Here is a 24379-nt window from a genome sequence, read left to right on the forward strand (position 1 = left end):
CCCACCTGCCCCTCCCCACCCCCACCGGATCCACACCCCCGAGTGATCGCGCCGCACGCAACCCGTTCCACAACCGCTCCGCGAACCCGGTAGTCTGGGCGCGGTCGCCCCACGGCGACCCCCGCCTCCGTAGCTCAGGGGATAGAGCACCGCTCTCCTAAAGCGGGTGTCGGCAGTTCGAATCTGCCCGGGGGCACAGTGCGCGAGACGCACCGAAGGCCCAGACCGACCGGGGTGAACCGGGTGGTCCGGGCCTTCGGATTGTGCGCTTCCGGTGCTTGTTGTCCGGGCCGGGACCTGCGGCTTTCGGCACCCGGGCGGATACCCCGCTTGCAGTGGTGAGGCCGGTGCTGGTGTGTCGGAGATTGAGGAAGTACACGCCTCGGGAACCTCCTGACGCGCTGTTACGTCAGTAGTGGTGAACCACCATTCGCACGTTCACCGACTCTGGGTTTGCGGTGACGGACGGGCCTGGCCGAGGGACCACGGGGGCGCTCCTGGCCGAGGACGTCCACGGCAAACCCTGGAGGACCGGATGGATTGGACGAATGTGGTTTGGGTTGTCGGCGTTACGACCGTCGGACACCTGGTCGCGTTCACCACGATCGCTCTCAGGTCCCTCTCGGGAACGAACCCGCGTGATCGCCCCGCAATCCTCCGGGCTCTGGCGGAGGTCGGGCGGTCTTTGGGGCGTCGGCGGCGGCGTTGACGGCTACCGAGCCGCCCTTGCTGGCGAGGAGGAGGTTAAAGACCCCTCTGCGTCTTCAAGGGCGGCTCGCTGTGCTTCAGGCTACGGGGCGTCCGGGGCCTTCCACAGGACCGCGGTGGGCTGCTCGGGGGTGAGGTGGAGGGCGCCGGTCCAGGAGAGGAAGGACGGGGTGGGGAGGTCGTCGGTGCCCAGGAAGAAGGCCCGGGTGGCGGCGGTGACGTCGAGGGTGGCGGCGGATTCGGTGAGGGGGGTGCGCTGGACGTCGATCTCGGCGAGGTCGGCCTGGGTGGTGCCCGGCGGGAGTTCGACGGTGGTGGCGGCCGCGCCGTCGCGGTTCACCGCCGAGGTGGCGACGCCGTGGTCGGAGCGGTAGACGGTGGCGTCCCCGCGCAGCCGCACCGTGACCGTCAGTCCCACGTTGCCGGTGTCGGCCGTCGGGGAGGCGGTGTGGGTGACCGCGATCCACAGGTAGTCGCGCTGGTCGCTCAGTGCTGGGGTGGACGGATCGGCGGGCGACTCGATCTTCCCCTCGCGGGACATCTCCTTCGCCATCACCGGATACGTCCACGGGTTGACGTCCATCATGTGCTCGCGCGGCTGGCCGCTCGGCAGGTCCTGCAGCGGCGAGAGCGCGAACCGCATCGGGTCGTCGATCGCGTCGCACATGTTGTTGTTGGAGGTGCAGGTCTCCAGCCGCGGACGGTCGCCGTTCTCGTAGGACCCCGCGTAGGCGAGGGTCTGGTGGTTGGCCGCCTGGTACACGCCGGTGTCCGGGACCCGGTTGCCGGCGGCGTCGATCTCCACCCGGTAGACCCACTCGATGTCGGTGGTGCGTCCCCAACGGGACATCAGGGCGGGGGAGTCGGTGCCGCCGTCCTCGTTGCTCCAGATCACCGAGTACTGCAGGATCCGGTGGCCTGGCGTGGTGGCGGGCAGGAACTCGTGCCACATCAGCAGCGGGGTGTCGGTGGTCGCCGACTGGAACGCGCTGCCGAGCGCGGGGACGTTCCGTCCGTACAGCACGGGCGCGTTGCGCAGCACGATGCCGGTGTCGCCGGTCTCCGGGCGGACGTCCACCGCGAGGCCGGAGAGCCGCGCCGTGCGGGCGCCGGCGGGCGAGCGGTCCGCGGCGAGCGCCAGCCGCAGGTGGTGGGTGCCGCGGGTGACGTGCCCCAGCGCGAGGCTGCGGGTGAGCGGCTGCGCGCCGGGGACGACCAGGTCGGTGGCGTAGCGGCCGTCGAGGTAGATCGAGACCACCGCTGACTCGGCGCCCTTGGTGCCCCAGTCGGTGCCGGGCGCGGCGGCGGTGAGGGTGAGCAGCGCCTCGCCGGTGCGGTCGGCGCGGAACGGGACGGTGCGGGCGGGCCCGCCGCGCGCCACGGTGACCGCGTGGCCGCCGCCGTGCGCGGCGGCGCCCGCGGCGGCGTCCGCCGGGGCGGCCGCGCCCAGGCCGCCGGCGCAGGCCGCCACCAGCGCGCCGGCCGCGAGCACCGCCCTCAGCCGGGCTGCCGACCGCTTGCCCCACCTCTGACGTACCGCCATGGCGTCTCCGTCCCCTCGGTGTGCTCCGATGTCTCCGGCACCTTGGCAGTCCCGGTTGAACCGCAGTGTGCGCAGACCCGACCATCCGTGTAACCCGTCGGGCACGTGATGTTGACGGAACCTCAGATGTTTCCGGCGCTGAAGCCGGCGTCCGGCGCGCTTCGGTACAGCCTGCGGGCCTCGGCCCGCCGCGGCGCCGCTCAGAGGCCGATGCGGCGCACCGCGGCGAGGAGGAGGTCCGGGCGGCGGGTGGGTAGGGAGTGCTCGGAGTCGGGGATGGTGACGAGGTCGCAGGTCGGGAAGTGGCGGAGGACGGCCGCGGTCTGCCGGTGGTCGCCGACGTGGGTCAGTCCGCAGCGGAGGTAGGTGACGGGGGTGCGGATCCGGGCGGCGGTGCGGTGCCAGCGGACCGTGTCGAAGCGGAGTTCGCGCAGCACCGCGTCCCGGACGGCCAGGTCGTGGCGCCAGACCAGGCCCCCGTCGGCGCCCGGTCGGACCAGGTGGCGGTGGGGGTGGTCCGGCGTCAGATCCGCCGGGTCGACGCCGACGCATCGCGCGAACGCGTGGAGGTCGGCGAATCCCGGGGGAAGCGCGCCGGCGTTGGGCGTCGTCGGCTCCCACGCCCCGGCGGGCAGTCCGTCGACGGCGACCAGCCGATCGAGCATCTCCGGGTGCGCCTCGGTGAAGCAGAAGCCGAGCGTCGCCCCCATGGAGTGCCCGAGGAAGGTGAACGGCGGCAACTCCAGGGCCGTCGCCACCGCGTGGAGGTCGGCGACCCAGCCGTCGAAGCAGTAGTCGTCCGCCCAGTCGGACTCGCCGTGGCCGGCCAGGTCGACCGCGACGACGGAGTGGCGCCCGCGCATCTCCGCCGCGAACCGGTCCCAGATGCGGGTGTGCCCGGGGTAGCCGTGCACCAGCAGCAGGGGATGGCGGCCCGGCGGTCCCCAGCGGCGGCAGTGCACACGGCGGCCGTCGATGCGAAGGACGACGTCGGTGGCCACGGTGCGCACCCTAGCGGCAGCGGGCTCAGGACGGGGACGGTCCGCACTCGCGGCCGCCGCGGGGGGAGCGGGACGCCGCATGCCGGCGCCCGGCTCTCGCGGCCACCAGGTAGGACTGGTCGTCGGTGGCATGGGCGGCGGCCACCGCCCGCAGGTCGCTCACCATGGCGATGACGTCGCGCGCGGTGTGCCGCTCCAGGTTCATCCCGCGTCGCTCGAGGTCGATCTGCGCCAGCCGCAGCGCGGTCGCCGCATGGATCAGCCCCGACGCCAGCGTGCCGTGTTCCCCGCACGTGTGAGTGTCTGTCATGTCGCCGCTTCCGTTCGTGTGTCGGTGCCGGTCTGCTGCGGCCAACGGTCTTCCATGAGGCCCATGTTGCCACGTGTTCGAATTTATGTTCGAGGCTTCCGGCGAAGCAATGTCAGAGGTGTCCCGTAGCCTCCCCGTGGGTGGTTGCTGCGCGAGTGAAGGCCCAGGTCGCCGCGGTCCCCCGTCGGCATGCGCCGCGAGGGCGGTGGGCGGTGGGTGCGGCGAGGGCGGTGGGTGACGCAGCCTCAGGCGGTCAACGTCGGTGCGGACTTCCCACCGGCGGGCGCGCGCCGGGGTGCCGCGCGGTCCAGCGGCACCACGACGGTGGAGTGGAAGCGGTGGACCGCGTCGTTGACGCTCCGTATGAAGCCGGTCTCGGCGTTGCCGCGGCTGCTTCCCATGCCCTTGAACAGCGACAGGCGGAAGCCGGAGATGCGGGCGCCGTCCTTGGGCAGCAGGTCGGCGGGCTCGGGCCGGAGGCGTTCCAGCGTGCTTCGGGGTCCGCCGCCGCGACCCTCGACGAGCGTCTCGATGTGCAGGTCCGCCGGAGCCTCGGCCAGGCAGCGGATGAGCCGCTTCGCCCAGGCCAGCGGATAGCCCTGCTCCGGGGTCGGGACCTCGATGGAGGTGCGGAGCCGTCCGGTGCGGAGGTCCGCGGTGACCGCCAGGAGGCCGGGCGCATCCTCGATGCGCAGCTCCGCCTGCAGCTGGCCGGTGAGGCAGAGCTGATCGGCGAGGCGGCTCCGTCGGGCCGCGGGATCCACTCCGCGCCTGCTGCGCTGCGCCGGGAGGACCTTCTTGCCCAGCTCGCCGCCGAGCCCGAGGGACACCTGACGGGTCAGCCGCTCCCAGCTCTCGACGACCTGGAGCGCCCGCGGGTCGCCCTGGCACAGCGTCTCGTCGTCGATCCCGTTGCGCACGGGTACCCACGACCGGCCCATGTTCTGGAAGCCGTGGCAGCCGGAGTTCTCGTGCTGGAGGTAGTGCAGCAGCTCCTGGAGGAGCCATGCGTGCGCGCCGTTCCCGACGCCCTCGTGGCGGATCAGCATCTGCGCCTGGTGCGCGACCTCCGCCCAGGAGAGGTGCCAGAGGGCCGCCTTCTGCTTGCGGCGTCCGTCGACCCTGACGTCGACGAGCGGGCTGCCTTCCAGGGCGACGTCGTTGGACAGCGTGATCACGGCCTCGTAGCCGCGGCGTGCCGCGATGTCCATGTACGCCTGCACCTGTTCGGTCCGCAGGGCGTTTCCGTTGGTCTTCGTCTCCAGCAGCGCCGTCCACAGCTTTCCGGCCCGCTCGACGCGGATCACCCCGTCGGGGCGCCGCGGCTTGTCGCTGTGCGGGAGCGTGACCTCGGCGAACGTCTCCATGGTGCCGGCCGGTGCGCCGAACGCGACGGTGATCCTCCGGCCGAACTCGGGCACTTGGGCCATCACCGAGAGCAGCACCGACGTGGCCCGCATCTCGCGGTCGTGGTCGCTCTTGAGTGCCGACACGGGGAAGAGGCGGGCCGCTCTCCAGGAGTCGTTCTCCGCCAGGCTCTTCTTGGCCGCCGCCGGCAGGGTGACCTTCTTCTTCGCGGTGCGGGGCCGGGCGGCGGCCTTCCGCGGCGCACGGGCCTCGTCCGTCTCGGCCGTCTCGTCCGCCCCGGACGCCGCGGACGCCCCGGACGCCGCGGCCGGCTCGCCGTCACGGACCGCGGCGATCTCGACCGCGGGTTCGTCCTGGACGTCCTGCGCATCCGCGGATGCCGCGTCGTCCTCGATGTCGACGCCGAAGTCCGTTGCCAGACCGGCGAGGCCGGACGCGTAGCCCTGGCCGACGGCCCGGAACTTCCACTCTCCGGCGCGCCGGTAGAGCTCGCCGAAGATGATGGCGCTGACCGTGTCGACGTCGTCGACGGTGAAGTCGAGGAGATCCTCGCCCGCGCTGTCGGCCAGCGATATCCGGACGCCGTCCAGCTCGCTGAACCGCGCGCCCTCGTAGCGGCTGGCGGCCACGACGATGCGGTCGACCTCGTCCGGAACCGCGGCCAGGTCGAGGCTGATGCGGTCCTCGCTCCCCTCCGCCGTCGGCGTATTGCCCAGCAGGTGCACGCTTCCGTCCGCGGCGGCCGGGTTGTTGTAGAAGTAGAAGTCGGTGTCGCTGCGGACCTTGCCGTCCGCGCCCAGCAGGAGAACGGAGACGTCCGCGTCGCCTTCGCCTGTCGGGCTCCCCCACCCCAAACTGACGATCACCGCCCCGCAGTTCTCGCTCAGGGCCGACAGGGCCGCATTGGATCCCTTGCTCATGTGCTGCACGATGCCCCCAAAATGATGCAACTCGGACACGAAAGCGTGTCTGTCTCGGCTGCCATCCCCCGACGCGGTACAACGCGTCGCATATGCGTCACTGTATGCGCAATCGACGCCACCCCGTGGGCTGTGCAACGAGTATGCGGCGATGGATCTGGCGCAGCGTCAGATCCGCCCGGGGGCCGCGAGGTTGTATCGAGGGTGACCGGCGTCACATCCGGGAGGTGTCACGGTCGGTGGGGCAGGAGGTGTCCGTAGGGGGGCAGGCAGTCGGGCAATCCTGGAAGGGGCGGTCATGAAGGCGATCATCGTGTGCACGTCGGTCTCGCACGGCAACACCCGGCGGGTGGCGGAGGAGATGGGGGCGGTGCTGGGGGCGGACGTGGTGGCGCCCGGCGAGGTGGGGGCCGGGGAGCTGGCCGGGTACGACCTGGTGGGATTCGGGTCGGGGATCTTCAACCGTCGGATCCACCCCGAGATGCGACGGTTCGTCGGCGACCTGGCGGCGGACGGGGCCGGGCGGCAGGCGTTCGCGTTCGCCACCAGCGGGCTGCCCGGGCCGCGGCTGACGCCGCTGGTGCGGGGGCTGGAGCGGAAGGGCTTCGCGGTGGGCGAGACGTTCGCCTGCCGCGGCTTCGACACCTGGCTGCCGTTCAAGCTGGTCGGCGGCATCCGCCGCAACCGCCCCGGCCCGGACGACCTCGCCGCGGCCCGCGCCTACGCCGAGCGGCTCAAGGCGGTGCGGGAGGACAGGGGTTGAGCTCCGGCGTCAGCGGCCGGTGAAGCCGGGGTTGGCGGCGTCGAAGGCGGCGCGGTGGGCGGTGATGGCGGGGCGGTGGGCGACCTCCCAGTCGGCGAGGGCGCGGATCAGGGTGGTGCAGTCGCGGCCCATTTCGGTGAGCTCGTACTCGACCTGCGGCGGAACCGTGGGGCGGACGGTGCGCGTCAGGAGGCCGTCGCGCTCCAGGTGGCGCACCGTCAGGGTGAGCATCCGCTGGGAGACGCCGCCGGGGATGGCGCGCTGCAGCTCCTTGAAGCGGCGCATTCCGGCGGCGAGTTCGACCAGGACGTAGGCGGACCACTTGCCGCCGATGCGGTCCACCAGATCCCGGACCCCGCACTCGTCCGGCGGGGTGTCGCACACCAGCTCCTGCTCCTCGGTCACATCCGTGTGCCCTGCCGACATCGATGTGCCTCCTTATGCGATCCACCGTGCCGCTCCAGGATGGCAGCAGCGCACTTCGCGCGGCTAAACACCCTGGAAGGAGCCCCCATGATCCTCGTCACCGGTGCGTCCGGAGCCCTCGGCGGACTCGTCGCCGAGGAGCTCGCCGCCCTCGGCCTCGCCGCCGGCCGCGACTACCTGCTCGGCAGCCGCAAGCCCGCCGAGGACGCCCTCGGACGGCGCGTCGACTTCGACGATCCGGCCGGCCTCGTCGACGCGTTCGCCGGCGTCGACACGCTGCTGCTGATATCCGCCGGCGCCGCCGAGGACGACGTCGTCATGGCCCGGCACGGCGCCGCGATCGACGCCGCGGCGGAGGCCGGCGTCGGCCATGTCGTCTACACCAGCGTCAGCGGGGACGGCGACCACCTCACCTACGCCCTCGCGCACCGCTGGACCGAACGCCGGCTCCGCGGCAGCGGGCTGACCTGGACGATCCTGCGCAACGGCCTGTACGCCGAGTTCCTGGCGTCGATCGCCGCCCCCGCCCCGGACGGCACCGTCGTCGCCCCGCTGGGCGACGGCCGGCTCGCCGCCGTCGCCCGCCGCGACCTCGCCGAGGCGGCGGCGCGGGTCGCCGCGGACCCGGCCCCGCACGCCGGACGCGTCCACGAGCTGGTCGGGACCGCGCCGCTGGGCGGTGCCGAACTGGCCGCCGCCCTGGGGACGGACTACCGTCCCGCCGGGCTGGAGGCCACCCGCGCCGCGGTGGCCGGCTCCGGCACGATGCTGCCCTTCCAGGTGCCGATGCTGCTCAGCACCTACTCCGCGATCGCCGGAGGCTTCCTGGACGGCGGCGGGGTGGACGGCAACGCGCTGCCGGAGCTGCTGCCGCACCCGCCGCGGTCCGCGCTGGAGGTCTACCGCGAGGCCGTCGGCACCGTGAAGTGGTAGTCGCGGCGGATCAGGCCGTCCTCGCCCAGGTGGAGGACCGCGCGGGCCGACCAGGTGACGGTGCCGGCGGCGTCGAGCAGCCGGATGGTGAAGACCACCAGGTCGTGGTGGGCGAGGACGTCGCCGGCGTGGTCGGCGGTGAGGCCGTCGCCGGCGATCAGGGTGCGGTACGCCTCCGCGACGCGCTCCTCCAGCGCGGCGCGGCCGTGCCACTGGTGCTCCTCGACCACCTCGGCGGCGTCCGCCGACCAGAGCGCGGCGATCGCGGCGCGCCGCCGCTCCGCGTCGGGCTCGTTCCAGACCGCGGTGTAGCGGTCGACCAGGTCGGGGACGTCCAGTTCGATCTCGGGGACGGGGCGGAATGCTTCCTCGGTGTCCAGCTGCTCAGTGCTCATGGCCGGGACGGTAGGGGCGCTTCGTTGACGCCTTGTGTCAGTGGATGGCAGGAATCCCGGCGCATCCTCGGGGCATGAAGGCGAGCCGACTGGTGTCCATCCTGCTGATGCTGCAGACCCGGGAGCGGATGACGGCCCAACAGATCGCGGATGCGCTGGAGGTGTCGGTGCGCACCGTCTACCGGGATGTCGACGCGCTCTCCTCCTCGGGCGTGCCGATCTACGCAGAGCCGGGGCACGGCGGCGGGTTCCGGCTGCTGGAGGGGTTCCGCACCCGGCTCAACGGGTTCACCGCCGGCGAGGCGGAGGCGCTCTTCCTCACCGGCCTGCCCGGCGCCGCCGCCGACCTGGGGCTGGACGGGCCCGTCACCGCGGCCCGGCTGAAGCTGCTCACCGCGCTCCCCGCCGAGCTGCGGGACCGGCCGGAGCGGTTGGCCGACCACTTCCACCTCGACCCGGCCGGCTGGTACCAGGACCAGGAGCCCGCCCCGCACCTGCAAGGCCTCGCCGCCGCGGTGTGGGGGGCGCGCCGGGTGCGGATCCGCTATCTGCGCTGGGCCGAGCCGCGGCGCGTGGACCGGACGCTGGAGCCACTGGGGCTGGTCCTCAAGGGCGGGCACTGGTACCTGGTGGCGCGTCAGGCACCGGGCGGGCAGGCGGCGGAGGGGCAGGCGGCGGGCGGGCAGGGGGCGGAGGGGAAGGGGGCGCCGGGAAAGGCGGCGCAGAGGGAGGCGCGGACGTTTCGGGTGTCGCGGATCGCCGGGCTGCACACCTTCGAGGAGACCTTCGAGCGCCCCGCCGGCTTCGACCTCGCCGCGCACTGGCGCGCCCATCTGGACGGCTTCGAGCGGCGGCGCCTGCGCGCCAGCGCCGTCGTCCGGCTGGCGCCCGGGCTGCTGGAGCGGCTGGCGGAGCTGCTGGAGCCGGCCGCCGCCCGCGCCGCCCGGGAGACGGCGACCGCGCCCGACGCCGCGGGACGGACCACCGTCACCCTGCCGGTGGAGACCTGGGAGCGGGCCGTCCCCGATCTGCTGCGGCTGGGGGCGGGCGCCGAGGTGCTTGAGCCGGAGGCGCTGCGGGAGCGGATCGCCGCGGAGGCCGCGGCGCTGGCCGACCTCTACGCGGGAGCGGGAGGCCGCGCTGGCGTCCAGGCGGGCGGCGCCGCTCCGGGACGGCCCGTCAGGGAGCCGTCCGGCCATGCGCGTTGAAGGCGGCGTGGGTGAGCGGCATCAGCGCCGCCCACTGCGCCTCCATCGCCTCCGCGACCATCTCGATCTCCCGCTGCGGGAAGGACGGCACCGCCGCCCGCTCGTCCTGGGTGCGCAACGAGAGGAAGTGCATCAGCGAGCGGGCGTTGCAGGTGGCGTACATCGAGGAGTAGAGCGCGGTGGGCAGCACGGCCCGGGCCACCTCCCGCGCCACCCCGGCCTCCAGCAGCGACCGGTAGGCGGCGTGCGCGTCGGTGCAGGACCGCCGCAGCGTCGCGTCGACGAGCCGGTGCTGGGCCTCGGTGCCCGCGGTGAACTCGTAGTGGCCGGGGCGGCCGCGCTGCACCAGCCGCCGGTCGGCGGCGGGGAGGTAGAAGACCGGTTGCAGCTCCCGGTACCGGCCGCTCTCCTCGTTGTAGGACCAGCCGATCCGGTGCCGCTGGAACTCGCGGAACACGAACAGCGGCGCCGAGACCAGGAACGTCATCGAGGTGTGCTCGAACGGGCTGCCGTGCCGGTCGCGCAGCAGGTAGTTGATCAGCCCGGCGGAGCGCTGCGGATCGCGCTCCAGCTCCGCCCGGGACTCCTCTCCGGCGGTGGAGACCCGGGCGGCGAACAGGACGTCCGCGTCGGAGGCGGAGTGCTTGATCAGCTCGACGGTCATGTCGGTGCGGAAGCGGACCTCGGTCGGCGGGGTCGGCGAGGCCGGCGGCGGCTCCTGAAGATCGGTCACGGTGGACGAGTGAAGCAGGCGGCACCGACAGCGGGACGGTGCCGATACGGGACGGTGCCGACAGCGGGACGGTGCCGGCCTCTGGTGGCACATGCGGTTCCGCCAGTACCTTCCCTGGCGTGATGCCTCAGGAGAGTGCCTCGCCACGTGCCCAGTTGGGCCGCCGGTCGATGCTGGCCGCGATGGCGGCCGGCGCGGGGCTGGCAGGGGCCGCGGCCTCCGTCGCCGCCCCGTCGTCCGCCCGTGCCGCGACGCCCGCCGATGCCGCCGCCCGCCCCGTCGACCTTCCCGCCGCCGATCCCGTCGACCCCGCCGACCTTCCCCTCACCGGGGGCAGCCAGTTCCCGATCGGCGTGTTCTGGCCGCCGCCCCCGCTGCAGATCAGCACCGCCCGCTACCAGGAGATCGCCGACGCCGGCTTCACCTTCATCCTCAACGGCAACTACGTCTGGGACGCCACCGGGATCCGCTACTCCCTCGCCGCGGCCCAGCAGACCGGGCTGAAGGTGCTGGTCTCCGGGGACCCGCTGGAGGCCGCCCTGGCCGGCAACTTCTGGATCCAGGGCGACCCCAGCGGCAACCACCCGCAGATCAGCCCGCAGGACGCGGCGACCTCGCTGGCCGCCGTCCTCTCCACCTACAAGGGCTACTCCTCCTTCGCCGGGCTGGACCTCGCCGACGAGCCCGCCGCCGACCGCTTCACCACCCTGGCGGCGCTGGTCGCCCTCTGCCGGCAGGCGGCGCCGACCGCCCTGCCCTACATCAACTTCCGTCGCATCGGTCAGCCCTGGGGCGCCTGGGGCACCGCCGGGATGGACGCCGCCACCTACACCACCTACATCCAGCAGGCCGTGGACACCGTCCGCCCGTCGGTGCTCAGCTACGACCGCTATCCGCTCAACGCCGACGGCACCGACGACCCGCAGTACTTCCAGAACTGGGCGATCATGCGGCAGGCGTCGCTGCGCTCCGGCATCCCGGCGTGGATCTACCTCCAGTCGGTGCAGTACGCCGGGCACCGGCTGCCCACCGCCGCCGAGCTGGCCTGGCAGGTCAACATCAGCCTCGCCTACGGGGCCAAGGGCATCCAGTACTTCACCTACTGGACGCCCGACCCCAGCCGCGGCAGCGGCTTCGTCCCCGCGCAGGCGCTGATCACCGTGGCGGGTGAGCGGACCGCCCTCTACGACGCGGCCAAGCGGCTCAACACCGGCTGGCTGGCGCCGGCGGGCGGCCAACTCAAGCCGCTGGTCAGCGAGTCCGTCGTGCACGCCAACGACAACCCGCTGCCGGCCGGGGCGATCGCCTTTGCCCCGGACGACCTGCTCGCCGAGGTGAGCGGGGACGCCGTCGTCCTCGGCCGCTTCGCCGCCGTGGGGGCCTCCTTGAGCGACGACCGTACGCTGCTGGTTGCCAACCGCTCGCACTCCGCGCCGGCTACCGCGCGAGTGCGGCTGAAGCCGGCGGCGGTCGCGACCGTCTCCCGCTTCGATGCGGTCGCCGCGTCCTGGCTGCCGAAGGCGGGCGCCGCCCATCTCGACGTCCACCTCCCGCCGGGCGGGGCGGCGCTCTACCGGCTCGCCGCGAAGTGAGCCGGTAGCCGCCGAACCGCGCGGAATCCGAAGGAGGGTCGGGCGCCGGCACGGACGCGGACGCGGGCCCGGGCCCGGGCTCAGGGCTGGGGGCTCACCTCCGGATAGGCCGGGGAGGAGCCGTTCAGCAGGGGCTCGGGCCTGCCCTCCAGGGTGTGGTCGAAGAACGCCCGCACATACGCCCGGGTGATCGCTATGCCCCGGGAGGCGGAGATCGTCGCCGTCATCCCCGGGGCGCCGGTGATGCCGGCCGCGTCGGCGAGGACGTGGATGTCGGTGAAGGAGCCGTGGTCGGCCCCGTCGACGGCGAACCAGCGCTTGTAGCCGGTGAGGCGGGACCAGGCCTTCGTCCAGGTCTTGTCGGTGACGCCCGGCATCACATGATTGATCATCAGGAACGGGCGGTTGCCGAGCCCGGTCTTCGGCACCTGGTAGAAGAAGGTGCCGTCCAGATTGACGCCGGCGCGAATGCGCTGGTCGTGCGCCATGGCCGCGGCGGTGGCGTCGCCGCCGATGGAGTGGCCGGCCATCCCGATGCGCTTGGCGTCGATGGACTTCTCGACCCGGGCCAGCGGGGCGTCCCCGGAGGCCGGGCGGTGCGTCAGCTGGTCGACGACGAAGGAGATGTCCTTCGCCCGGCTGCGGGCGATCGCCGCGACCCCGCCGGCCGGCGGCTGGTCGCAGATGGCGCAGGTGAGGGTGGTGCCGTCGGGGAAGGTGGTGCCGGTGTCCTCGTAGGTGGCGCCGACCAGGGCGACGACGTAGCCGTGGCTGGCCAGATCCTCCGAGAGGGAGGTGAGGGTGGCCCGCGGGAAGGTGAAGCCGGGGGAGAGCAGCACCAGCGGGTGGCGGCCGCCGGACGGGACGGCGTCGGCGCGGGCCCACTCGCGGGTGGCGGCCATCTCGGGCGCGAACGGGACGGCGCTCGGTGCCTTGTCGGCGAGGAAGTCGCGGGCCTCGGCCGTCGTCATGTACGGCGCGGGGCCGGAGCCGGTGCCGCGGCGGGCCGGGTAGAAGAGCGAGACCATCAGCTTGCGGGGCCCGGCGGAGGGCACCCAGGGATCGGTGCGGTGGGCGTCGGTCATCTCGGCGGTGATCCGGCCGACCGCGTCGTGGCCGGTGGGCCGGGGCAGCACGGGCACCTGGACGGCGGCGCCGGCGGACGGCTGCGCGGACGGCGTCGCCGCCGCGGCCGTGGCCGTCATCGCGAGCGGGAGCAGCAGCGACGCGGCCGCCGCGACCAGCCCGAACCGGCGGCGTCCTCGGCGGGTTGACGCCGTGTCACGAGTTCCTGACGGTGCGTGGGATGAGGTCATGGCGTGACGCTACGGCCGCGCCGCGAGCCCCCGGATCGGCCGTTCGGCCGGAGCCGGATCGGCCGAACGGCCGAAGCGCCCGCCGCCCGGCTCAGGCGTTCGGCCGATGTGCCACCACCAGGTGCCTCGTAGAGTGGGCGACGAACGGCCCCTCCGCCGCGATCAGTTCATGCAGCTCCCGCAGTCGCTCCCGATACTTCTCCACGGTGAAGCCCGGCACCATCCAGATCACCTTCCGCAGGAAGTAGACCACCGCCCCCACGTCCAGGAACTCGATGCGAGTGCGCGCCGTGCGCAGCTCGTCCACCACCAGCCCGGCCTCCCGAGCCCCGGCCGCCTCGCGCTCCGGGTCGCGGGCGCGCCGCACCTCCTCGTCCAGCGGGCCGAGGAAGTACTCCACCAGCTCGAAGACGCTCGACGGCCCCACGTGCTGGGCGAAGTAGGTGCCGCCCGGCCGCAGCACCCGGGTGATCTCCTCCCACCACGGCCGCACCGGGTGGCGCGAGGTGACGAGGTCGAAGGTGCCGTCCGCGAACGGCAGCGGCGGCTCGTCGCCGTGCGCCACCACCACGACCCCGCGCGGCCCGAGCCGCCGCTGCGCCCGGGCGACGTTGGGCGGCCAGCCCTCGGTCGCCGCCATCAGCGGCGGCAGCACCGGGGCCCGGTCGAGCACCTCGCCGCCGCCGGTCTGCAGATCGAGCCCGCCGGTGGCGCGGGCCAGCCGGCGCCCCATGGCGCGGGCGTAGCCCCACGGCGGGCGCTCCTCGGTGGCGCGCCCGTCCAGCCAGGAGAAGTCCCAGCCGTCGACCGACACCGAGGAAGCCTCCTCGATCAGTTCTGCGAAACCGCGTGCGCGAGGTGTGGACATGGAAGCGATCCTCGCAGACGCCCCGCCGGGGCTCAGCGAGCCAGCCCCGCGTCCTGCGCCACCCGCGCCATCAGCTGCTCGACGCGCTCCTCGGGGAGCCCGTGGCTGCTGAACCAGCGGCCCACGTTGCGCACGTCCCGTTCCAGGAAGGAGAGCCCGCGCGGATTGGCCACCACATCGATCACCTGCGGCACGTCGATCATCACCAGTCGGCGGCCGCCCTGCACCAGCAGGTTGTACGCCGACAGGTCGCCGTGCGCCCAACCCTCCCTCGCCAGCAGCGACATCGCCTCGATGAGCTGCTCCCAGAGGTCCTCCAGCAGCTCCGGATCGGGCCGCAGCTGGGCGAGGCGCAGGGAGGCGGTGCCGTCCTCCTCGCCGATGAACTCCATCAGGATCTCGGTGCCGACGATCTGCACCGGGTAGGGGACGGCCGCCCCCGCCCGCCACAGCCGGCAGAGCGCGTCGAACTCGGCGGCCGCCCACTGTCCGGCGATCGCCTGCATGCCGAAGGCGCTGCGCTTGGAGACGGCCCGGCTGACGCGGGAGTCGCGGCCGCGCCGCCCCTCCAGGTAGCCGGAGTCGCGGTGGAACATGCGGTGCTTGGTGTCGCGGTAGCGCTTGGCCGCCATCAGGGTGCGGCGGTCGGTGTCGGGGACGGCGCGCTCGATCAGGTGGACGTCCGCCTCCTTGCCGGTCTTCAGCACCCCGTACTCGGTGTCCTGGGCGGCGAGTTCGGTGATCACCCAGTCGGGGCGGGGCTTGGGGCCGCGCTCCAGCGGGGTGGAGCTGTCCCAGGTGGTCCAGCGCATGCCGGGCGGCAGCTGCTGCGGGTCGTCGTCCTGGGTCTCGCCGGCGAGGCCGGGCCAGTTGGTGGCCGCGTAGGCGGCGAAGGCGTCGTCGAGCGCCGCGGCGTCGTCGGCGCTGCGCCGGTCGCGGTGCTCGCGGGTGTGGATACGGGTGAAGGACTCGGCGTCCTCGGTGTTGCGCGGGTTGCCGTGCTTGGCCACGGGTGTGGACTCCTGGTGAGTGCCCCGCGCCTCGACAGCGCCGGCGAACGCGGCGCGTGCTCAGGCAGCGGGCGGGTTACGAGGGAAGGCGTCTGGCGCGCATGCGGAAGCGCGCCGCGTCGTCGCGGCGACCATTCGGCGCACCTCCCCTCGTTGCTGCCGGAGCGTTCGCCACCGGCACATCAGGAACCGCGCCCAGATTGGAGGACGTGCCCGCGGGGGCGCAACAGGTTTTTCCCGGACGCGGCTCGGCCCGCCCAGGGGCACCCGGTCCGGGGGCGCCGTTCTCCGCGATCGAGCGGCGCGGCCCTTGCGCGGGCCGCCGCGCCTCCCGCAGGGTGGAGGCGTGCTCGATCTTCGTACCGCGGAGCGGCTCCGCCGGGCCGGACTGGCCTGGAACCCCGCGCCCGGCGACCGCTTCGTCATCCCCGACCGGGGCATGGACGACGACGTCTTCGTCATCAGCAACATGACCGTCGACCTGCACCGGATGCCGGACGACTCCACCGTGATCGGCTTCAACGGCACCGTGGAGTGGGCCCTGGACAGCCTGGAGAAGGAGGACGCGCTGTGGCTGCCCCGTGAGGACCAGCTGCGCGACCTGCTCGGCGGAACGTTCCGCCTGCTGGCCCGGGACGGCGACGGCTACGCCGTCACGCTGCGCGTCAACGGCAGCCCGCATGCGTTCGCCGGCGCCGACCCGGAGGCCGCCTACGCCGCCGCGCTCTATTTCCTGATCACCGGTGACGACCCCTCACACCCGTCGCCAACTGGCCTTTAGGATGCGCGGGTGCCGAGAGGGAGGCCGCCGGGCGGCGGCGACGAACCAGCAGAACCAGCAGAACCCGCCGAACCCGCCGATCCGAAGGGGCAGAGAGGGCCGCGAGGACCGGGACGAGCGGGAGGGCCGAGCGGGCCTAGTGGGCCGAGCGGGCCGGACGAGCCGCAGGGCGATCCGCTCCGCGCCGGGTTCGAGCTCGGCACCGACGGTCCGCGCATCCTGGTGGTCGGCATGGACGGCTCGGACTCCTCGATGCGCGCCGCCGCCTACGCCGGCGGGATGGCCCGCCGCCAGCGGGCCCGCATCGTCGCCGTCTACGTCCGCCCGCTGGCGCCCCGCTGGCCGACCACGGCGGTCGCCGTGGCCGGCTACGAGCAGGCCTCCGGCGAGCTCGCCGAGCAGCTGATCGCCGAGATCCGCGCCGGCGCGCGCCGACTGGGCTTCCACAACTGGGAGTTCCGCGTCGAGCGCGGCGATCCGTACACCGAGATCTGCCGGATCGCCGACGAGCTGCGCGCCGACGGGGTGTACGTCGGCTCCTCGACGCAGGCCCAGCGCCGCGTGGTCGGCACCGCGCTGGGCGCCTCCTCGCTGACGCTGCGCCTGGTCAGGACGGGGCGCTGGCCGGTGACGGTCGTCCCTTGAGCTGGATGCGGCGCACCAGCGGGCGCGGCTCCGGCAGCCGGCCGTCCGGCCCCTCGGCGAGCTGCGCGGCGAGCGCGGCGGCGAGGCCGGGGGTGAAGGGCACCAGCTCCTCGGCGAGCCGGCGGCACGTCAGCAGCAGCGCGCCCAGGGCCCCGTCCAGCTCCGCGGCGCGCGCCGCACCCTCGCGAGCCGCCTCCCAGGGGCGGGCGCGGTCCACGAAGCGGTTGCCCTCCTCGGCGAGCGCGCGTACCGCGGCCGAGCCGCGCCGAAGGTCGTAGCCGTCGAACGCGGCGTCGACGGCGAGCGTGACGGCGTCCAGCGCCGCCGCCAGGGCCGCGTCCGGCGCGGCGGCAGCGGCGGCCGCGGCCGGGTCGCCGCCGCGGTAGCGGTGGAGCATCGCCACCGTCCGGTTGACCAGGTTGCCGATGCCGTTGGCGAGATCGGTGTCCGTGCGGGCCGCGAGCCGCTCCGGGGTGAAGTCCACGTCCCCCGAGCGCGGCACCTCCGACAGCAGCCACCAGCGCACCGCGTCCGCGCCGAACTCGGCGGCGAGCGCGGCCGGATCGGCGAGCGCGGCGGTCCCCGCCGACTTGCTGATCTTCGCCCCGTCGACGGTCAGATAGTCGTGCACCAGGACGTCGGTGGGCGCGGGCAGCCCCGCCGACAGCAGCATCGCCGGCCAGTACACCGCGTGGAAGCGCACTACGCCCTTGCCGGCGAGGTGCACCCGGCGCTCCAGTGCCCGCCAGCGCGCGGCGCCCTCCGGGTCGGGATAGCCCAGCCCGGTGAGGTAGTTGACGAGGGCGTCGAACCAGACGTAGACGACCTGGTCGGGGTCGTCCGGCACCGGCACGCCCCACAGTGCGCCGTCCGGGCCGGTGGCGCGGCGGCGGGAGCGGGAGACGGAGAAGTCCCGCAGCCCGCCGTCGATCAGGGCGAGCACCTCGTTGCGGCGCGCGGCCGGCTCGATGCGCAGCGCGCCGTCGGTGATCAGCCGGCGCAGCGGCGCCCGGTAGCGGGAGAGCCGGAAGAACCAGTTCTCCTCCTCGACCCAGTCGGCGACGGTGCCGTGCTCGGGGCAGCGGGCGCCGGCCTCCAGCTCCCGCTCGTCGTAGAACTGCTCGCAGCCGGCGCAGTAGCGGGCCCGGTAGCCCTGCCGGTACAGGTCGCCGGAGGCGGCGCAGGCCCGCCACAGCGCGGCGACCGCGGCGGGGTGGCGCGGGTCGGCGGAGGTGCGCAGGAAGGCGTCCGGGCGCGCGGCGAGCTGCGGGCCCAGCTGCTCGAAGGCGGCGGCGTTCTCGTCCACGAACTCCCGGACGGGGACGCCCGCGGCGGCCGCGGCCCGGACGTTCTTCAGCGCGTGGTCGTCGGTGCCGGACTGGGTGCGGGCGGCGCGGCCGCGGGCCCGCAGCCGGCGGGCGAGCGCGTCGGCCTGCACCAGCTCCAGGGCGTGGCCCAGATGGGGGCGGGCGTTGACGTACGGGATGGTGGTGGTGAGGTAGCTGTCGGCCATGGCGGGTGCCCTTCGTCGGATGTCCCGGCGAGGGCGCCCGCGTCACTCCGAGTGGCCCCCTCCGGGGGCTCGGTCGTGCGGCGCGGCGACGCGCCTCAGCGGATGCCCCGGGTGCGGGGCATCATGCTGCGCTGGTGGTCGCCTGTGCTCATGGCACCAGCGTGCCGTGCGCGGGCGGGCGGCGGCAACGCCTTTTCGGACGGCGCGTCAGCCGAGCTGGGCCGCGCCGGGGGAGGACTCCGAGGCGCGCTCGCTGGTGTAGAAGGCGAACCGCTCGTCCCAGCGGGGGAGGCCCTCCGCGGTCCAGCGCGACCAGTCGAAGGGGCGTCCGGCGAGGGCCTCGCCGAGCAGGTCCAGATGGAGGTGCCAGTCGGCGAGCCGGGTGCGCAGCAGGTGCTCGGCGGCGGCGGCGTCGCCGGGGACCAGCAGGGCGGCGGAGAACTCCAGCCGGGTGGCCGAGCCGCCGTCGCCGTCCCCGCCGCGGAGCGAGGCGAGCTCGAAGCGGAGCCGGCCCAGCGCGGCGGTGTCGTACTCCACCAGCCGGGGCCGCTCGCAGGCGGCGGTGCGGCCGTGCGTGACGGGATGCTCCCCGGCGGCGTTCGGGACGGCGGAGCGCAGCTCGACGGGGCCGCCGGGCCGCAGGTCGAGCCGGGCGTCGGCGAGCCAGGAGGCGAGGCCCGCCTCGGTGGCCACCGCGGCCCACACCCGCTCCGCGGCGACCTTGTGGTGGCGCACGAACCGCAGCACCCGCGCGCCCCCGGACGCGGCCTCCACGGCCCCGCTGTCCTCCCGCAACCGCTCCGCGTCCCGCTGCCGTACCCGATCCCACATCATGGCTCGATGCTCAACGCTCCCCGCCCCCCGGGCAAGGCGGCACACCGCACCCGCGGCGTCGGGGCGGCGCAGGCCCCGCTGCCCCGCAGCCCCGCCGCGCTTGCTGCGCGGCTACGGCGTCGGGCGGACGGGGAGGGTGGGGAGGGCAGTGCGGATGGATTGGGCGAGGGTGTGGAACTCCTGGCTGCGGGGGGTGCCCTGGCGGAGGACGAGGCCGATGGTGCGGGAGGGGCGCGGCCCGGCGAACTCCACGGTGCGCAGGCCCGTCCCCTTCCCCGTCTCCACCTCCACCGAGGTGCGCGGCAGCAGCGTCACCCCGAGCCCCGCCGCGACCAGCTGCACCAGCGTGGGCAGCCCCGCCGCGCGCGTCGCCGCCGCGCGCCCCCGGCACACCTCCAGCGCCTGGTCGCGCAGGCAGTGCCCCTCGTCGAGGAGCAGCAGCTCCTCCTCCGGCACCTCCTCCGCGCGCACCGTGCGCCGCCCCGCCAACGCGTGTGCCTCCGGCACCAGCAGGACGAAGTCCTCCTCGAAGAGCGGCAGTTCCACCATCCCCGCGCGCGCCGCCGGCAGCGCCAGCAGCAGCAGGTCGAGCCGCCCGTCGCCGAGCCCGTCGAGGGCCTGCGCGGTCTGCTCCTCGTGGACGAACAGCTCCAGCCCCGGGTGTTCCCGCCGCAGCACCCGCAGCGCCGCCGGCAGCGTGTACGGCGCGACGGTGGGGATGACGCCGAGCCGCAGCGGCCCGGTGAACGGCTCCCGCGCGGCGGCGACCAGGTCGTCCATCGCGTCCACCACCCGCCGCGCCCGCCCCACCAGCCGCTCGCCGTCCGGGGTGAGCAGCACCCGCCGGGTGGTGCGCTCCACCAGCCGGGTGCCGAGGTTCTCCTCCAGTGCGGCGATCGCCCCGGAGAGTGCGGGCTGGCTCATCCCCAGCCCGGCCGCCGCGTCGCGGAAATGCAGGTGCTCGGCGATCCCCAGGAACGCCCGCAGCTGCACCACCGTGGGCGCCCCGCGCCGCTCCCCACCACTCATAGCCGAACCGTATCAATGGCCTCCGACCGGCCTCCCACCAGCGGGTCGATGGTCAAGAGGCCACCGCAATTGATCGGTGGTTCCTATCGCCGGAAGGGCCGTTCGGCTATTTCCGCGATCAGCGCCGCGCTGTGCATCATGATCCCCGAGCCCGGTGATCGCCGCCGGGCCGTTCCAGGGAGGAGTCACCATGCTGACCGTCGGAGACCAGTTCCCCGCGTGGAAGCTGATGGGCGTCGAGGGTCCCTCGACCGACAAGCTCGAGCTCAAGGAGTACTCCTCGGAGGACTACGCCTCGTCCTGGAAGGTCGTCTTCTTCTGGCCGAAGGACTTCACCTTCGTCTGCCCCACCGAGATCGCCGCCTTCGGGAAGCTCAACGAGGAGTTCGCCGACCGCGACGCGCAGGTCCTGGGCGCCTCCGGCGACTCGGAGTTCGTCCACCACGCCTGGCGCAAGGACCACGCGGACCTCGCCGAGCTGCCCTTCCCGATGCTCGCCGACTCCAAGCACGACCTGATGCGCGCGCTCGGCGTCGAGGGCGAGGACGGCTTCGCGCAGCGCGCCGTCTTCATCGTCGACCCCAGCAACGAGATCCAGTTCTCCATGGTGACCGCCGGCTCCGTCGGCCGTAACCCCAAGGAGGTCCTGCGGGTCCTGGACGCGCTGCAGACCGACGAGCTGTGCCCGTGCAACTGGAGCAAGGGCGACGAGACGCTCGACCCGGTCAAGCTGCTCGCGGGCGAGTGAGCGGGAGGCTGGAGCGAGCATGGCACTCGACGAACTGAAGGCGGCCCTCCCGGCCTACGCCAAGGACCTGAAGCTCAACCTCGGCTCCGTGATCGGCAACTCCGACCTCCCCGAGCAGCAGCTCTGGGGGACGGTGCTGGCCTGCGCGCACGCCTCGCGCAGCGCCCGCGTCATCCGGGAGCTGGAGCCGGAGGCCAAGACGCACCTGAGCGCCGAGGCCTTCGAGGCGGCCAAGGCCGCCCACGCGATCATGCAGATGAACAACGTCTACTACCGGACGGTGCATCTGCTCAGCGACGACGAGTACGGCAAGCTGCGCGCCGGGCTGCGGATGAACGTCATCGGCAACCCCGGCGTGGAGAAGGCCGACTTCGAGCTGTGGTGCCTGGCCGTCTCCGCCGTCAACGGCTGCGGGATGTGCCTGGACTCGCACGAGAAGGTGCTCCGCCAGGCGGGCGCGGACCGGGAGACCGTCCAGGCCGCCTACAAGATCGCCGCGGTGCTCAACGCCGTCGGCGCGGTGCTGGACGGCGAGGCGGCGATCAACGGCTGAGACGGTGCGGCGGCCGGTCCGGCGCGGGCATTAAGGTGGTCCGCATCGAAGCAGGCCGACGGCGGCCCGTCCCCGAGCAGCGGCTCGGGGGCGGGCCGCTTCGCGTCCGGCCCGAAGACCGCGAGCCGTGAGGGAGACCCGATGACGGTGCAGATCCGTCCCGCCACCGCCGACGACCTGGCGTCCGTCGCGGAGATCTACGCCCACTACGTGCGGCACAGCGGCGCCACCTTCGACCTGGAGCCGCCCACCGTCGAGGCCTGGCGGGAGAAGCACGCGCTGATCGCCGTCCGCGAGGGGCTGCCGTTCCTGGTCGCCGAGGACGGCGGCGAGGTGCTGGGGTACGCGTACGCGGCGCAGTACCGGCCGAAGGCCGCCTACTGGCACACCGTGGAGGACAGCATCTACCTGCGGCCCGGCGCGGGCGGCCGGGGGCTGGGCCGGCTGCTGCTGGAAGCGCTGGTCGCCGGGGTGGCGGCGGCCGGGCGCCGAGAGATCATCGCGGTGATCGCCGACCACGGCGACCCCTCCTCGGTGCGGCTGCACGAGCGCTTCGGGTTCCGGGACGCGGGGCGGCTGCACCGGGTGGGCTGCAAGAACGGGGTGTGGCTGGACACCCTCCAGATGCAGCTCTCCCTGGAGGAGGACGACGCGGCGTCAGCGGCGTGAGGCGTCGCCCGGGCCCGCCCGCAGGAGGCCGGCGAGTTCGGCGAGGGACGTCACGGTGAGGATGCCGTCGTCGGAGTCGTCGTCGAAGCCGGAGCCGGTGCCGGCGTCGCCGCCCGACCCGGCGCGGTCCAGCCACACCCCGGTGAGGCCCGCCGCCGCGGCGGCCTCCGCGTCCAGGTCGCGGCGGTCGCCCACATACGCCACCCGCTCCGGCGGCAGGCCCAGCTCCGCGCAGGCGGCCAGGAAGATCGACGGGTCCGGCTTGGCCGCGCCGAACTCGCCCGCGCAGACCAGCGGTCCGTCCGCGAGGTAGCCGTCCAGCCCCAGCCGGGCCAGCTTGGGGCGCTGCGCCGCCGCCGAGGAGTTGGAGACGACGCCGAGCCGCACCCCCGCCCCGCGCAGCGCGGCCAGCGCGGGCGCCGCGTCCGGAAACGCCCGCCAGCAGGCCCGGTAGTGCACGTGGTAGCGGCCGAACCACGCCGCGGCCGCGGCCTCGTCCCCGAGCGGCCGCCCGGCCGCGGCCGCGAACTCGCGGGCGCGGGCCGCCTGCTGGCCGGGGAAGGTCAGCTCACCGGCGAGGAACCGCGCATACTGGCGCTGCATCACCGCATGCCACAGCTCCGCGGCCGCCTCCGCCGAGGGGAAGGCACCGGCCAGACCCTCGTCCCGCAGGTGCGCCGCGATGGCGTCCCGCTCGGCGCCCCCGTAGTCGAAGAGCGTGTCGTCGACGTCGAACAGCACCGCGACCGTGTCCCTGCCCACCGAAGCTCTCCTCTCCCCGCACTGCGCTCCCGACCGAACGCCCACACTAAGGTTGGTGGTCATGGGCAGTACATCCGGGCACGGCCTGGCCCTCGAGGGGCACTACAACCAGCTGGTCCCCGCCGTCGCCAACGGCGGCACCGCCGAGGTGATGGCGGTCCTCGCCGTCACCCGCGACCCGGCGCCCGCCGCCGCGGCCCCGCAGCCCCGCGCCGAGGTGATCGTCCTGGACGTCACCGAGGCGATGGCCGCCCAGCCCGGGTGGCCGGACGCGCTGCGCTCCGGGGCGCGCGCCGCCCTCGGCACGCTCCGTCCGGGCACCGCGTTCGCGCTGGTGGCCGGGACGGACGAGGCCCGCGTCCTCTACCCGGAGCCGGCCAAGGAGGCGGACGCCCCGCCGCGGCTCGCCGTCGCCGACGAGACGACCCTCGCCGAGGCCGCCGCGGCGATCGAAGCCGTGCCGATCGGCAGCGGCGCCGGCGGGGCCCGGCTGGGCGGCTGGGTCGACCTCGCCGGCCGGCTGCTCGCCGAGCACCCCAACCCGCTGCGGCACGCCCTGCTGGTCTCCGCCTCCGCCGACCGCGGCGGTCCGGGCGAACTGGCGTCCGCGCTGGACACCTGGCGGGGCCGGTTCGCCTGCGACGCCCGCGGGGTGGGCCGCGGCTGGCGGCCGGTGGAGCTGCGCGCGGTGGCCGCCGCGCTGAGCGGCACCGTCGACATCGTCGACGACCCGGTGGGACGCGACCGGCTGGCCCGCGAGATGGCGGCGACGCTCGCCGACGCGATGGGCCGCACCCTCGGCGACATCGTCCTGGAGGTCCGCACCCGGGCCGACGCGCGGCTGGCGAGGGCCCGTCAGGTGGCGCCCACCGTCGAGCGGTTGACGCAGGTCAAGGCCGAGCAGTCCGGGCTGAGCCTCTGCTACGGCACGGGCGCCTGGGGCGCCGAGACCCGCGAGTACCTGCTGCAGTTCGAGGCGGTGCCGGGGCGGATCGGCGAGGGCGCGCTGCTCGCCCAGGTGGTGGCCCGCCTAGACGACGGCACCGGCCCGATGGTGCCGATCGCGGACTGGCAGCTCCGGGTGAGCTGGGCCGACCCGGCGGACGAGGACGCGCAGCGCGCCGACCCCCGGGTCGCCGCCACCGGCCTCGCCGCCGGCCCCGGCACCGGCGCCCACACCGCCCCCCCGGACGAACCCGACGCCCCCTACGGCCAGTAGGGCCCCGTCCGGCGGCCCTCCGCGTCGCCGCGACTCCCGGCGCTCCGTCAGGTCCTGTCCGGGTTGCGCCGACCCGCGCGCCGCGGCCACCGGCAGCGCCGCTGTGCCCCGACGCCCCCTGGGCAGCGTGCGGAGCGCCGGGCCGGGGCGGGTGCCGACCCGTCCACCGGCGGCGTCCGCCGCAGGCCCCCACACGCCGAAGGCGGCCCGCTCCGGCCGAGTGACAGGTGCTCGGTCGGAGGGGCCGCCCCGGGGTTCGGGAGGCGTCGAACGGCGTCAGCCGTTGGCGCACATGTTGCCGAAGGTCGGGTTCAGCAGCCCGATCGCGGTGATGGTGTTGCCGCAGAAGTTCACCGGCACGTGCACCGGGACCTGCACCTCGTTGCCGGAGATGAAGCCCGGCGAGCCGGCCGCGGTCCCGACCGCGCCGCTGGACGCGGAGGCCGCTCCGGCCGCGGCCACGACACCCGTGGCGGCCAGTGCTGCGGCGGCGGTCACCGTACGTGCGCGCATGATCCCTGCTTTCCTCGTT

At 74.3% G+C, this 24379-nt stretch carries 25 protein-coding genes and 1 tRNA gene; 11 read left to right on the forward strand and 15 right to left on the reverse strand.

What is annotated here, in order from left to right; translation table 11 throughout:
* Nucleotides 1-123: 123 nt before the first annotated feature.
* Nucleotides 124-196: transfer RNA gene (locus BIV57_RS12610), tRNA-Arg, on the forward strand.
* Between the two features lie 594 nt (nt 197-790).
* Here BIV57_RS12610 and BIV57_RS12615 read toward each other — a convergent pair.
* The 4 genes from BIV57_RS12615 to BIV57_RS12630 form a co-directional block, all read right to left on the reverse strand.
* Complete coding sequence (locus BIV57_RS12615) at nt 791-2251, reverse strand: hypothetical protein (RefSeq protein ID WP_071656851.1); 1461 nt, start codon at nt 2249-2251, stop codon at nt 791-793.
* Between the two features lie 200 nt (nt 2252-2451).
* Nucleotides 2452-3252 (reverse strand): alpha/beta fold hydrolase, encoded by an 801-nt coding sequence (locus BIV57_RS12620; RefSeq protein ID WP_175548742.1) that lies wholly within the window; start codon nt 3250-3252, stop codon nt 2452-2454.
* A gap of 25 nt (nt 3253-3277) precedes the next feature.
* A complete protein-coding gene (locus BIV57_RS25155) occupies nt 3278-3562 on the reverse strand; it encodes a hypothetical protein (RefSeq protein ID WP_071656853.1) in 285 nt (94 codons plus the stop codon).
* A 245-nt stretch (nt 3563-3807) separates the two neighbouring features.
* Complete coding sequence (locus BIV57_RS12630; RefSeq protein ID WP_071656854.1) at nt 3808-5850, reverse strand: TerD family protein; 2043 nt, start codon at nt 5848-5850, stop codon at nt 3808-3810.
* Between the two features lie 298 nt (nt 5851-6148).
* Between BIV57_RS12630 and BIV57_RS12635 the strand changes: the two genes are divergently transcribed.
* Nucleotides 6149-6613 carry a flavodoxin family protein gene (locus BIV57_RS12635; protein ID WP_071656855.1) on the forward strand — a complete coding sequence of 155 codons (465 nt, stop codon included), beginning with the start codon at nt 6149-6151 and terminating at the stop codon, nt 6611-6613.
* A gap of 9 nt (nt 6614-6622) precedes the next feature.
* On the opposite strand, the gene BIV57_RS12640 is transcribed toward BIV57_RS12635, so the two are convergent.
* Nucleotides 6623-7039: a winged helix-turn-helix transcriptional regulator gene (locus BIV57_RS12640; protein ID WP_071656856.1), complete on the reverse strand. Its 417-nt coding sequence runs from the start codon at nt 7037-7039 to the stop codon at nt 6623-6625.
* 87 nt (nt 7040-7126) lie between these two features.
* Here BIV57_RS12640 and BIV57_RS12645 point away from each other — a divergent pair, with 87 nt between their 5' ends.
* The gene (locus BIV57_RS12645) at nt 7127-7972 is read left to right on the forward strand and encodes an NAD(P)H-binding protein (RefSeq protein WP_071656857.1); all 846 of its coding nucleotides are present in this window, start codon (nt 7127-7129) and stop codon (nt 7970-7972) included.
* On the opposite strand, the gene BIV57_RS12650 is transcribed toward BIV57_RS12645, so the two are convergent.
* Nucleotides 7939-8367, reverse strand: a complete 429-nt coding sequence (locus BIV57_RS12650) for a hypothetical protein (protein ID WP_079170269.1) — start codon at nt 8365-8367, stop codon at nt 7939-7941. The genes BIV57_RS12645 and BIV57_RS12650 overlap by 34 nt on opposite strands.
* Before the next feature lie 74 nt (nt 8368-8441).
* On the opposite strand from BIV57_RS12650, the gene BIV57_RS12655 reads away from it, so the two are divergent.
* Nucleotides 8442-9575: a helix-turn-helix transcriptional regulator gene (locus BIV57_RS12655; RefSeq protein ID WP_071656858.1), complete on the forward strand. Its 1134-nt coding sequence runs from the start codon at nt 8442-8444 to the stop codon at nt 9573-9575.
* Here BIV57_RS12655 and thyX read toward each other — a convergent pair.
* Nucleotides 9547-10239, reverse strand: a complete 693-nt coding sequence (gene thyX, locus BIV57_RS12660) for an FAD-dependent thymidylate synthase (protein WP_245797623.1) — start codon at nt 10237-10239, stop codon at nt 9547-9549. The two genes, BIV57_RS12655 and thyX, sit on opposite strands and share 29 nt — an antisense overlap.
* Nucleotides 10240-10430: 191 nt before the next feature.
* Here thyX and BIV57_RS12665 point away from each other — a divergent pair, with 191 nt between their 5' ends.
* The gene (locus BIV57_RS12665; protein WP_079170271.1) at nt 10431-11900 is read left to right on the forward strand and encodes a hypothetical protein; all 1470 of its coding nucleotides are present in this window, start codon (nt 10431-10433) and stop codon (nt 11898-11900) included.
* Nucleotides 11901-11980: 80 nt separating this feature from the next.
* On the opposite strand, the gene BIV57_RS12670 is transcribed toward BIV57_RS12665, so the two are convergent.
* The 3 genes from BIV57_RS12670 to BIV57_RS12680 all read right to left on the reverse strand — a co-directional run bounded on the left by BIV57_RS12670 (nt 11981) and on the right by BIV57_RS12680 (nt 15094).
* Nucleotides 11981-13216, reverse strand: coding sequence for an alpha/beta hydrolase family protein (locus tag BIV57_RS12670; RefSeq protein ID WP_079170272.1), 1236 nt, complete (start codon nt 13214-13216; stop codon nt 11981-11983).
* A 91-nt stretch (nt 13217-13307) separates the two neighbouring features.
* On the reverse strand, nt 13308-14084 hold the full coding sequence (locus BIV57_RS12675) for a class I SAM-dependent methyltransferase (RefSeq protein WP_071656861.1): 777 nt from the start codon (nt 14082-14084) through the stop codon (nt 13308-13310).
* A gap of 32 nt (nt 14085-14116) precedes the next feature.
* Nucleotides 14117-15094 (reverse strand): serine protein kinase RIO, encoded by a 978-nt coding sequence (locus BIV57_RS12680; RefSeq protein ID WP_071656862.1) that lies wholly within the window; start codon nt 15092-15094, stop codon nt 14117-14119.
* A gap of 346 nt (nt 15095-15440) precedes the next feature.
* Between BIV57_RS12680 and BIV57_RS12685 the strand changes: the two genes are divergently transcribed.
* Both BIV57_RS12685 and BIV57_RS12690 read left to right on the forward strand, forming a co-directional pair.
* Entirely contained in the window at nt 15441-15875 is a 435-nt protein-coding gene (locus BIV57_RS12685; protein WP_071656863.1) for a pilus assembly protein CpaE, read from the forward strand.
* Between the two features lie 231 nt (nt 15876-16106).
* Nucleotides 16107-16520: a universal stress protein gene (locus BIV57_RS12690; RefSeq protein ID WP_245797615.1), complete on the forward strand. Its 414-nt coding sequence runs from the start codon at nt 16107-16109 to the stop codon at nt 16518-16520.
* On the opposite strand, the gene BIV57_RS12695 is transcribed toward BIV57_RS12690, so the two are convergent.
* From BIV57_RS12695 to BIV57_RS12705, 3 genes are all read right to left on the reverse strand, one after another.
* Nucleotides 16483-18033, reverse strand: coding sequence for a methionine--tRNA ligase (locus tag BIV57_RS12695; protein WP_071656864.1), 1551 nt, complete (start codon nt 18031-18033; stop codon nt 16483-16485). The two genes, BIV57_RS12690 and BIV57_RS12695, sit on opposite strands and share 38 nt — an antisense overlap.
* 207 nt (nt 18034-18240) lie before the next feature.
* Nucleotides 18241-18867: an SRPBCC domain-containing protein gene (locus tag BIV57_RS12700; RefSeq protein ID WP_079170274.1), complete on the reverse strand. Its 627-nt coding sequence runs from the start codon at nt 18865-18867 to the stop codon at nt 18241-18243.
* Nucleotides 18868-18978: 111 nt separating this feature from the next.
* Nucleotides 18979-19896: a LysR substrate-binding domain-containing protein gene (locus BIV57_RS12705; RefSeq protein WP_071656866.1), complete on the reverse strand. Its 918-nt coding sequence runs from the start codon at nt 19894-19896 to the stop codon at nt 18979-18981.
* 190 nt (nt 19897-20086) lie between these two features.
* Here BIV57_RS12705 and BIV57_RS12710 point away from each other — a divergent pair, with 190 nt between their 5' ends.
* The 3 genes from BIV57_RS12710 to BIV57_RS12720 all read left to right on the forward strand — a co-directional run bounded on the left by BIV57_RS12710 (nt 20087) and on the right by BIV57_RS12720 (nt 21866).
* Nucleotides 20087-20644: a peroxiredoxin gene (locus BIV57_RS12710; RefSeq protein WP_071656917.1), complete on the forward strand. Its 558-nt coding sequence runs from the start codon at nt 20087-20089 to the stop codon at nt 20642-20644.
* Nucleotides 20645-20663: 19 nt separating this feature from the next.
* The gene (locus BIV57_RS12715) at nt 20664-21197 is read left to right on the forward strand and encodes an alkyl hydroperoxide reductase (protein WP_071656867.1); all 534 of its coding nucleotides are present in this window, start codon (nt 20664-20666) and stop codon (nt 21195-21197) included.
* A gap of 141 nt (nt 21198-21338) precedes the next feature.
* The gene (locus BIV57_RS12720) at nt 21339-21866 is read left to right on the forward strand and encodes a GNAT family N-acetyltransferase (RefSeq protein WP_071656868.1); all 528 of its coding nucleotides are present in this window, start codon (nt 21339-21341) and stop codon (nt 21864-21866) included.
* On the opposite strand, the gene BIV57_RS12725 is transcribed toward BIV57_RS12720, so the two are convergent.
* Entirely contained in the window at nt 21855-22628 is a 774-nt protein-coding gene (locus tag BIV57_RS12725) for an HAD family hydrolase (RefSeq protein WP_071656869.1), read from the reverse strand. The genes BIV57_RS12720 and BIV57_RS12725 overlap by 12 nt on opposite strands.
* Before the next feature lie 61 nt (nt 22629-22689).
* Between BIV57_RS12725 and BIV57_RS12730 the strand changes: the two genes are divergently transcribed.
* Nucleotides 22690-23847: a hypothetical protein gene (locus BIV57_RS12730; RefSeq protein WP_071656870.1), complete on the forward strand. Its 1158-nt coding sequence runs from the start codon at nt 22690-22692 to the stop codon at nt 23845-23847.
* Between the two features lie 276 nt (nt 23848-24123).
* Here BIV57_RS12730 and BIV57_RS12735 read toward each other — a convergent pair whose 3' ends face one another.
* Nucleotides 24124-24360 (reverse strand): chaplin, encoded by a 237-nt coding sequence (locus tag BIV57_RS12735; protein ID WP_071656871.1) that lies wholly within the window; start codon nt 24358-24360, stop codon nt 24124-24126.
* Nucleotides 24361-24379 lie beyond the last annotated feature (19 nt).

The organism is Mangrovactinospora gilvigrisea (assembly GCF_001879105.1).
GTDB classification, from domain to species: Bacteria; Actinomycetota; Actinomycetes; order Streptomycetales; family Streptomycetaceae; genus Mangrovactinospora; species Mangrovactinospora gilvigrisea.

Excerpts from the sequence above, each read along its gene's own strand:
- BIV57_RS12615 (WP_071656851.1), bottom strand. The coding sequence starts at position 2,251 with ATGGCGGTACGTCAGAGGTGGGGCAAGCGGTCGGCAGCCCGGCTGAGG.
- BIV57_RS25155 (WP_071656853.1), bottom strand. The coding sequence starts at position 3,562 with ATGACAGACACTCACACGTGCGGGGAACACGGCACGCTGGCGTCGGGG.
- BIV57_RS12630 (WP_071656854.1), bottom strand. The coding sequence starts at position 5,850 with ATGAGCAAGGGATCCAATGCGGCCCTGTCGGCCCTGAGCGAGAACTGC.
- BIV57_RS12635 (WP_071656855.1), top strand. The coding sequence starts at position 6,149 with ATGAAGGCGATCATCGTGTGCACGTCGGTCTCGCACGGCAACACCCGG.
- BIV57_RS12640 (WP_071656856.1), bottom strand. The coding sequence starts at position 7,039 with ATGTCGGCAGGGCACACGGATGTGACCGAGGAGCAGGAGCTGGTGTGC.
- BIV57_RS12645 (WP_071656857.1), top strand. The coding sequence starts at position 7,127 with ATGATCCTCGTCACCGGTGCGTCCGGAGCCCTCGGCGGACTCGTCGCC.
- BIV57_RS12650 (WP_079170269.1), bottom strand. The coding sequence starts at position 8,367 with ATGAGCACTGAGCAGCTGGACACCGAGGAAGCATTCCGCCCCGTCCCC.
- BIV57_RS12655 (WP_071656858.1), top strand. The coding sequence starts at position 8,442 with ATGAAGGCGAGCCGACTGGTGTCCATCCTGCTGATGCTGCAGACCCGG.
- thyX (WP_245797623.1), bottom strand. The coding sequence starts at position 10,239 with ATGACCGTCGAGCTGATCAAGCACTCCGCCTCCGACGCGGACGTCCTG.
- BIV57_RS12665 (WP_079170271.1), top strand. The coding sequence starts at position 10,431 with ATGCCTCAGGAGAGTGCCTCGCCACGTGCCCAGTTGGGCCGCCGGTCG.
- BIV57_RS12670 (WP_079170272.1), bottom strand. The coding sequence starts at position 13,216 with ATGACCTCATCCCACGCACCGTCAGGAACTCGTGACACGGCGTCAACC.
- BIV57_RS12675 (WP_071656861.1), bottom strand. The coding sequence starts at position 14,084 with ATGTCCACACCTCGCGCACGCGGTTTCGCAGAACTGATCGAGGAGGCT.
- BIV57_RS12690 (WP_245797615.1), top strand. The coding sequence starts at position 16,107 with ATGGACGGCTCGGACTCCTCGATGCGCGCCGCCGCCTACGCCGGCGGG.
- BIV57_RS12695 (WP_071656864.1), bottom strand. The coding sequence starts at position 18,033 with ATGGCCGACAGCTACCTCACCACCACCATCCCGTACGTCAACGCCCGC.
- BIV57_RS12700 (WP_079170274.1), bottom strand. The coding sequence starts at position 18,867 with ATGATGTGGGATCGGGTACGGCAGCGGGACGCGGAGCGGTTGCGGGAG.
- BIV57_RS12705 (WP_071656866.1), bottom strand. The coding sequence starts at position 19,896 with ATGAGTGGTGGGGAGCGGCGCGGGGCGCCCACGGTGGTGCAGCTGCGG.
- BIV57_RS12710 (WP_071656917.1), top strand. The coding sequence starts at position 20,087 with ATGCTGACCGTCGGAGACCAGTTCCCCGCGTGGAAGCTGATGGGCGTC.
- BIV57_RS12715 (WP_071656867.1), top strand. The coding sequence starts at position 20,664 with ATGGCACTCGACGAACTGAAGGCGGCCCTCCCGGCCTACGCCAAGGAC.
- BIV57_RS12720 (WP_071656868.1), top strand. The coding sequence starts at position 21,339 with ATGACGGTGCAGATCCGTCCCGCCACCGCCGACGACCTGGCGTCCGTC.
- BIV57_RS12730 (WP_071656870.1), top strand. The coding sequence starts at position 22,690 with ATGGGCAGTACATCCGGGCACGGCCTGGCCCTCGAGGGGCACTACAAC.
- BIV57_RS12735 (WP_071656871.1), bottom strand. The coding sequence starts at position 24,360 with ATGCGCGCACGTACGGTGACCGCCGCCGCAGCACTGGCCGCCACGGGT.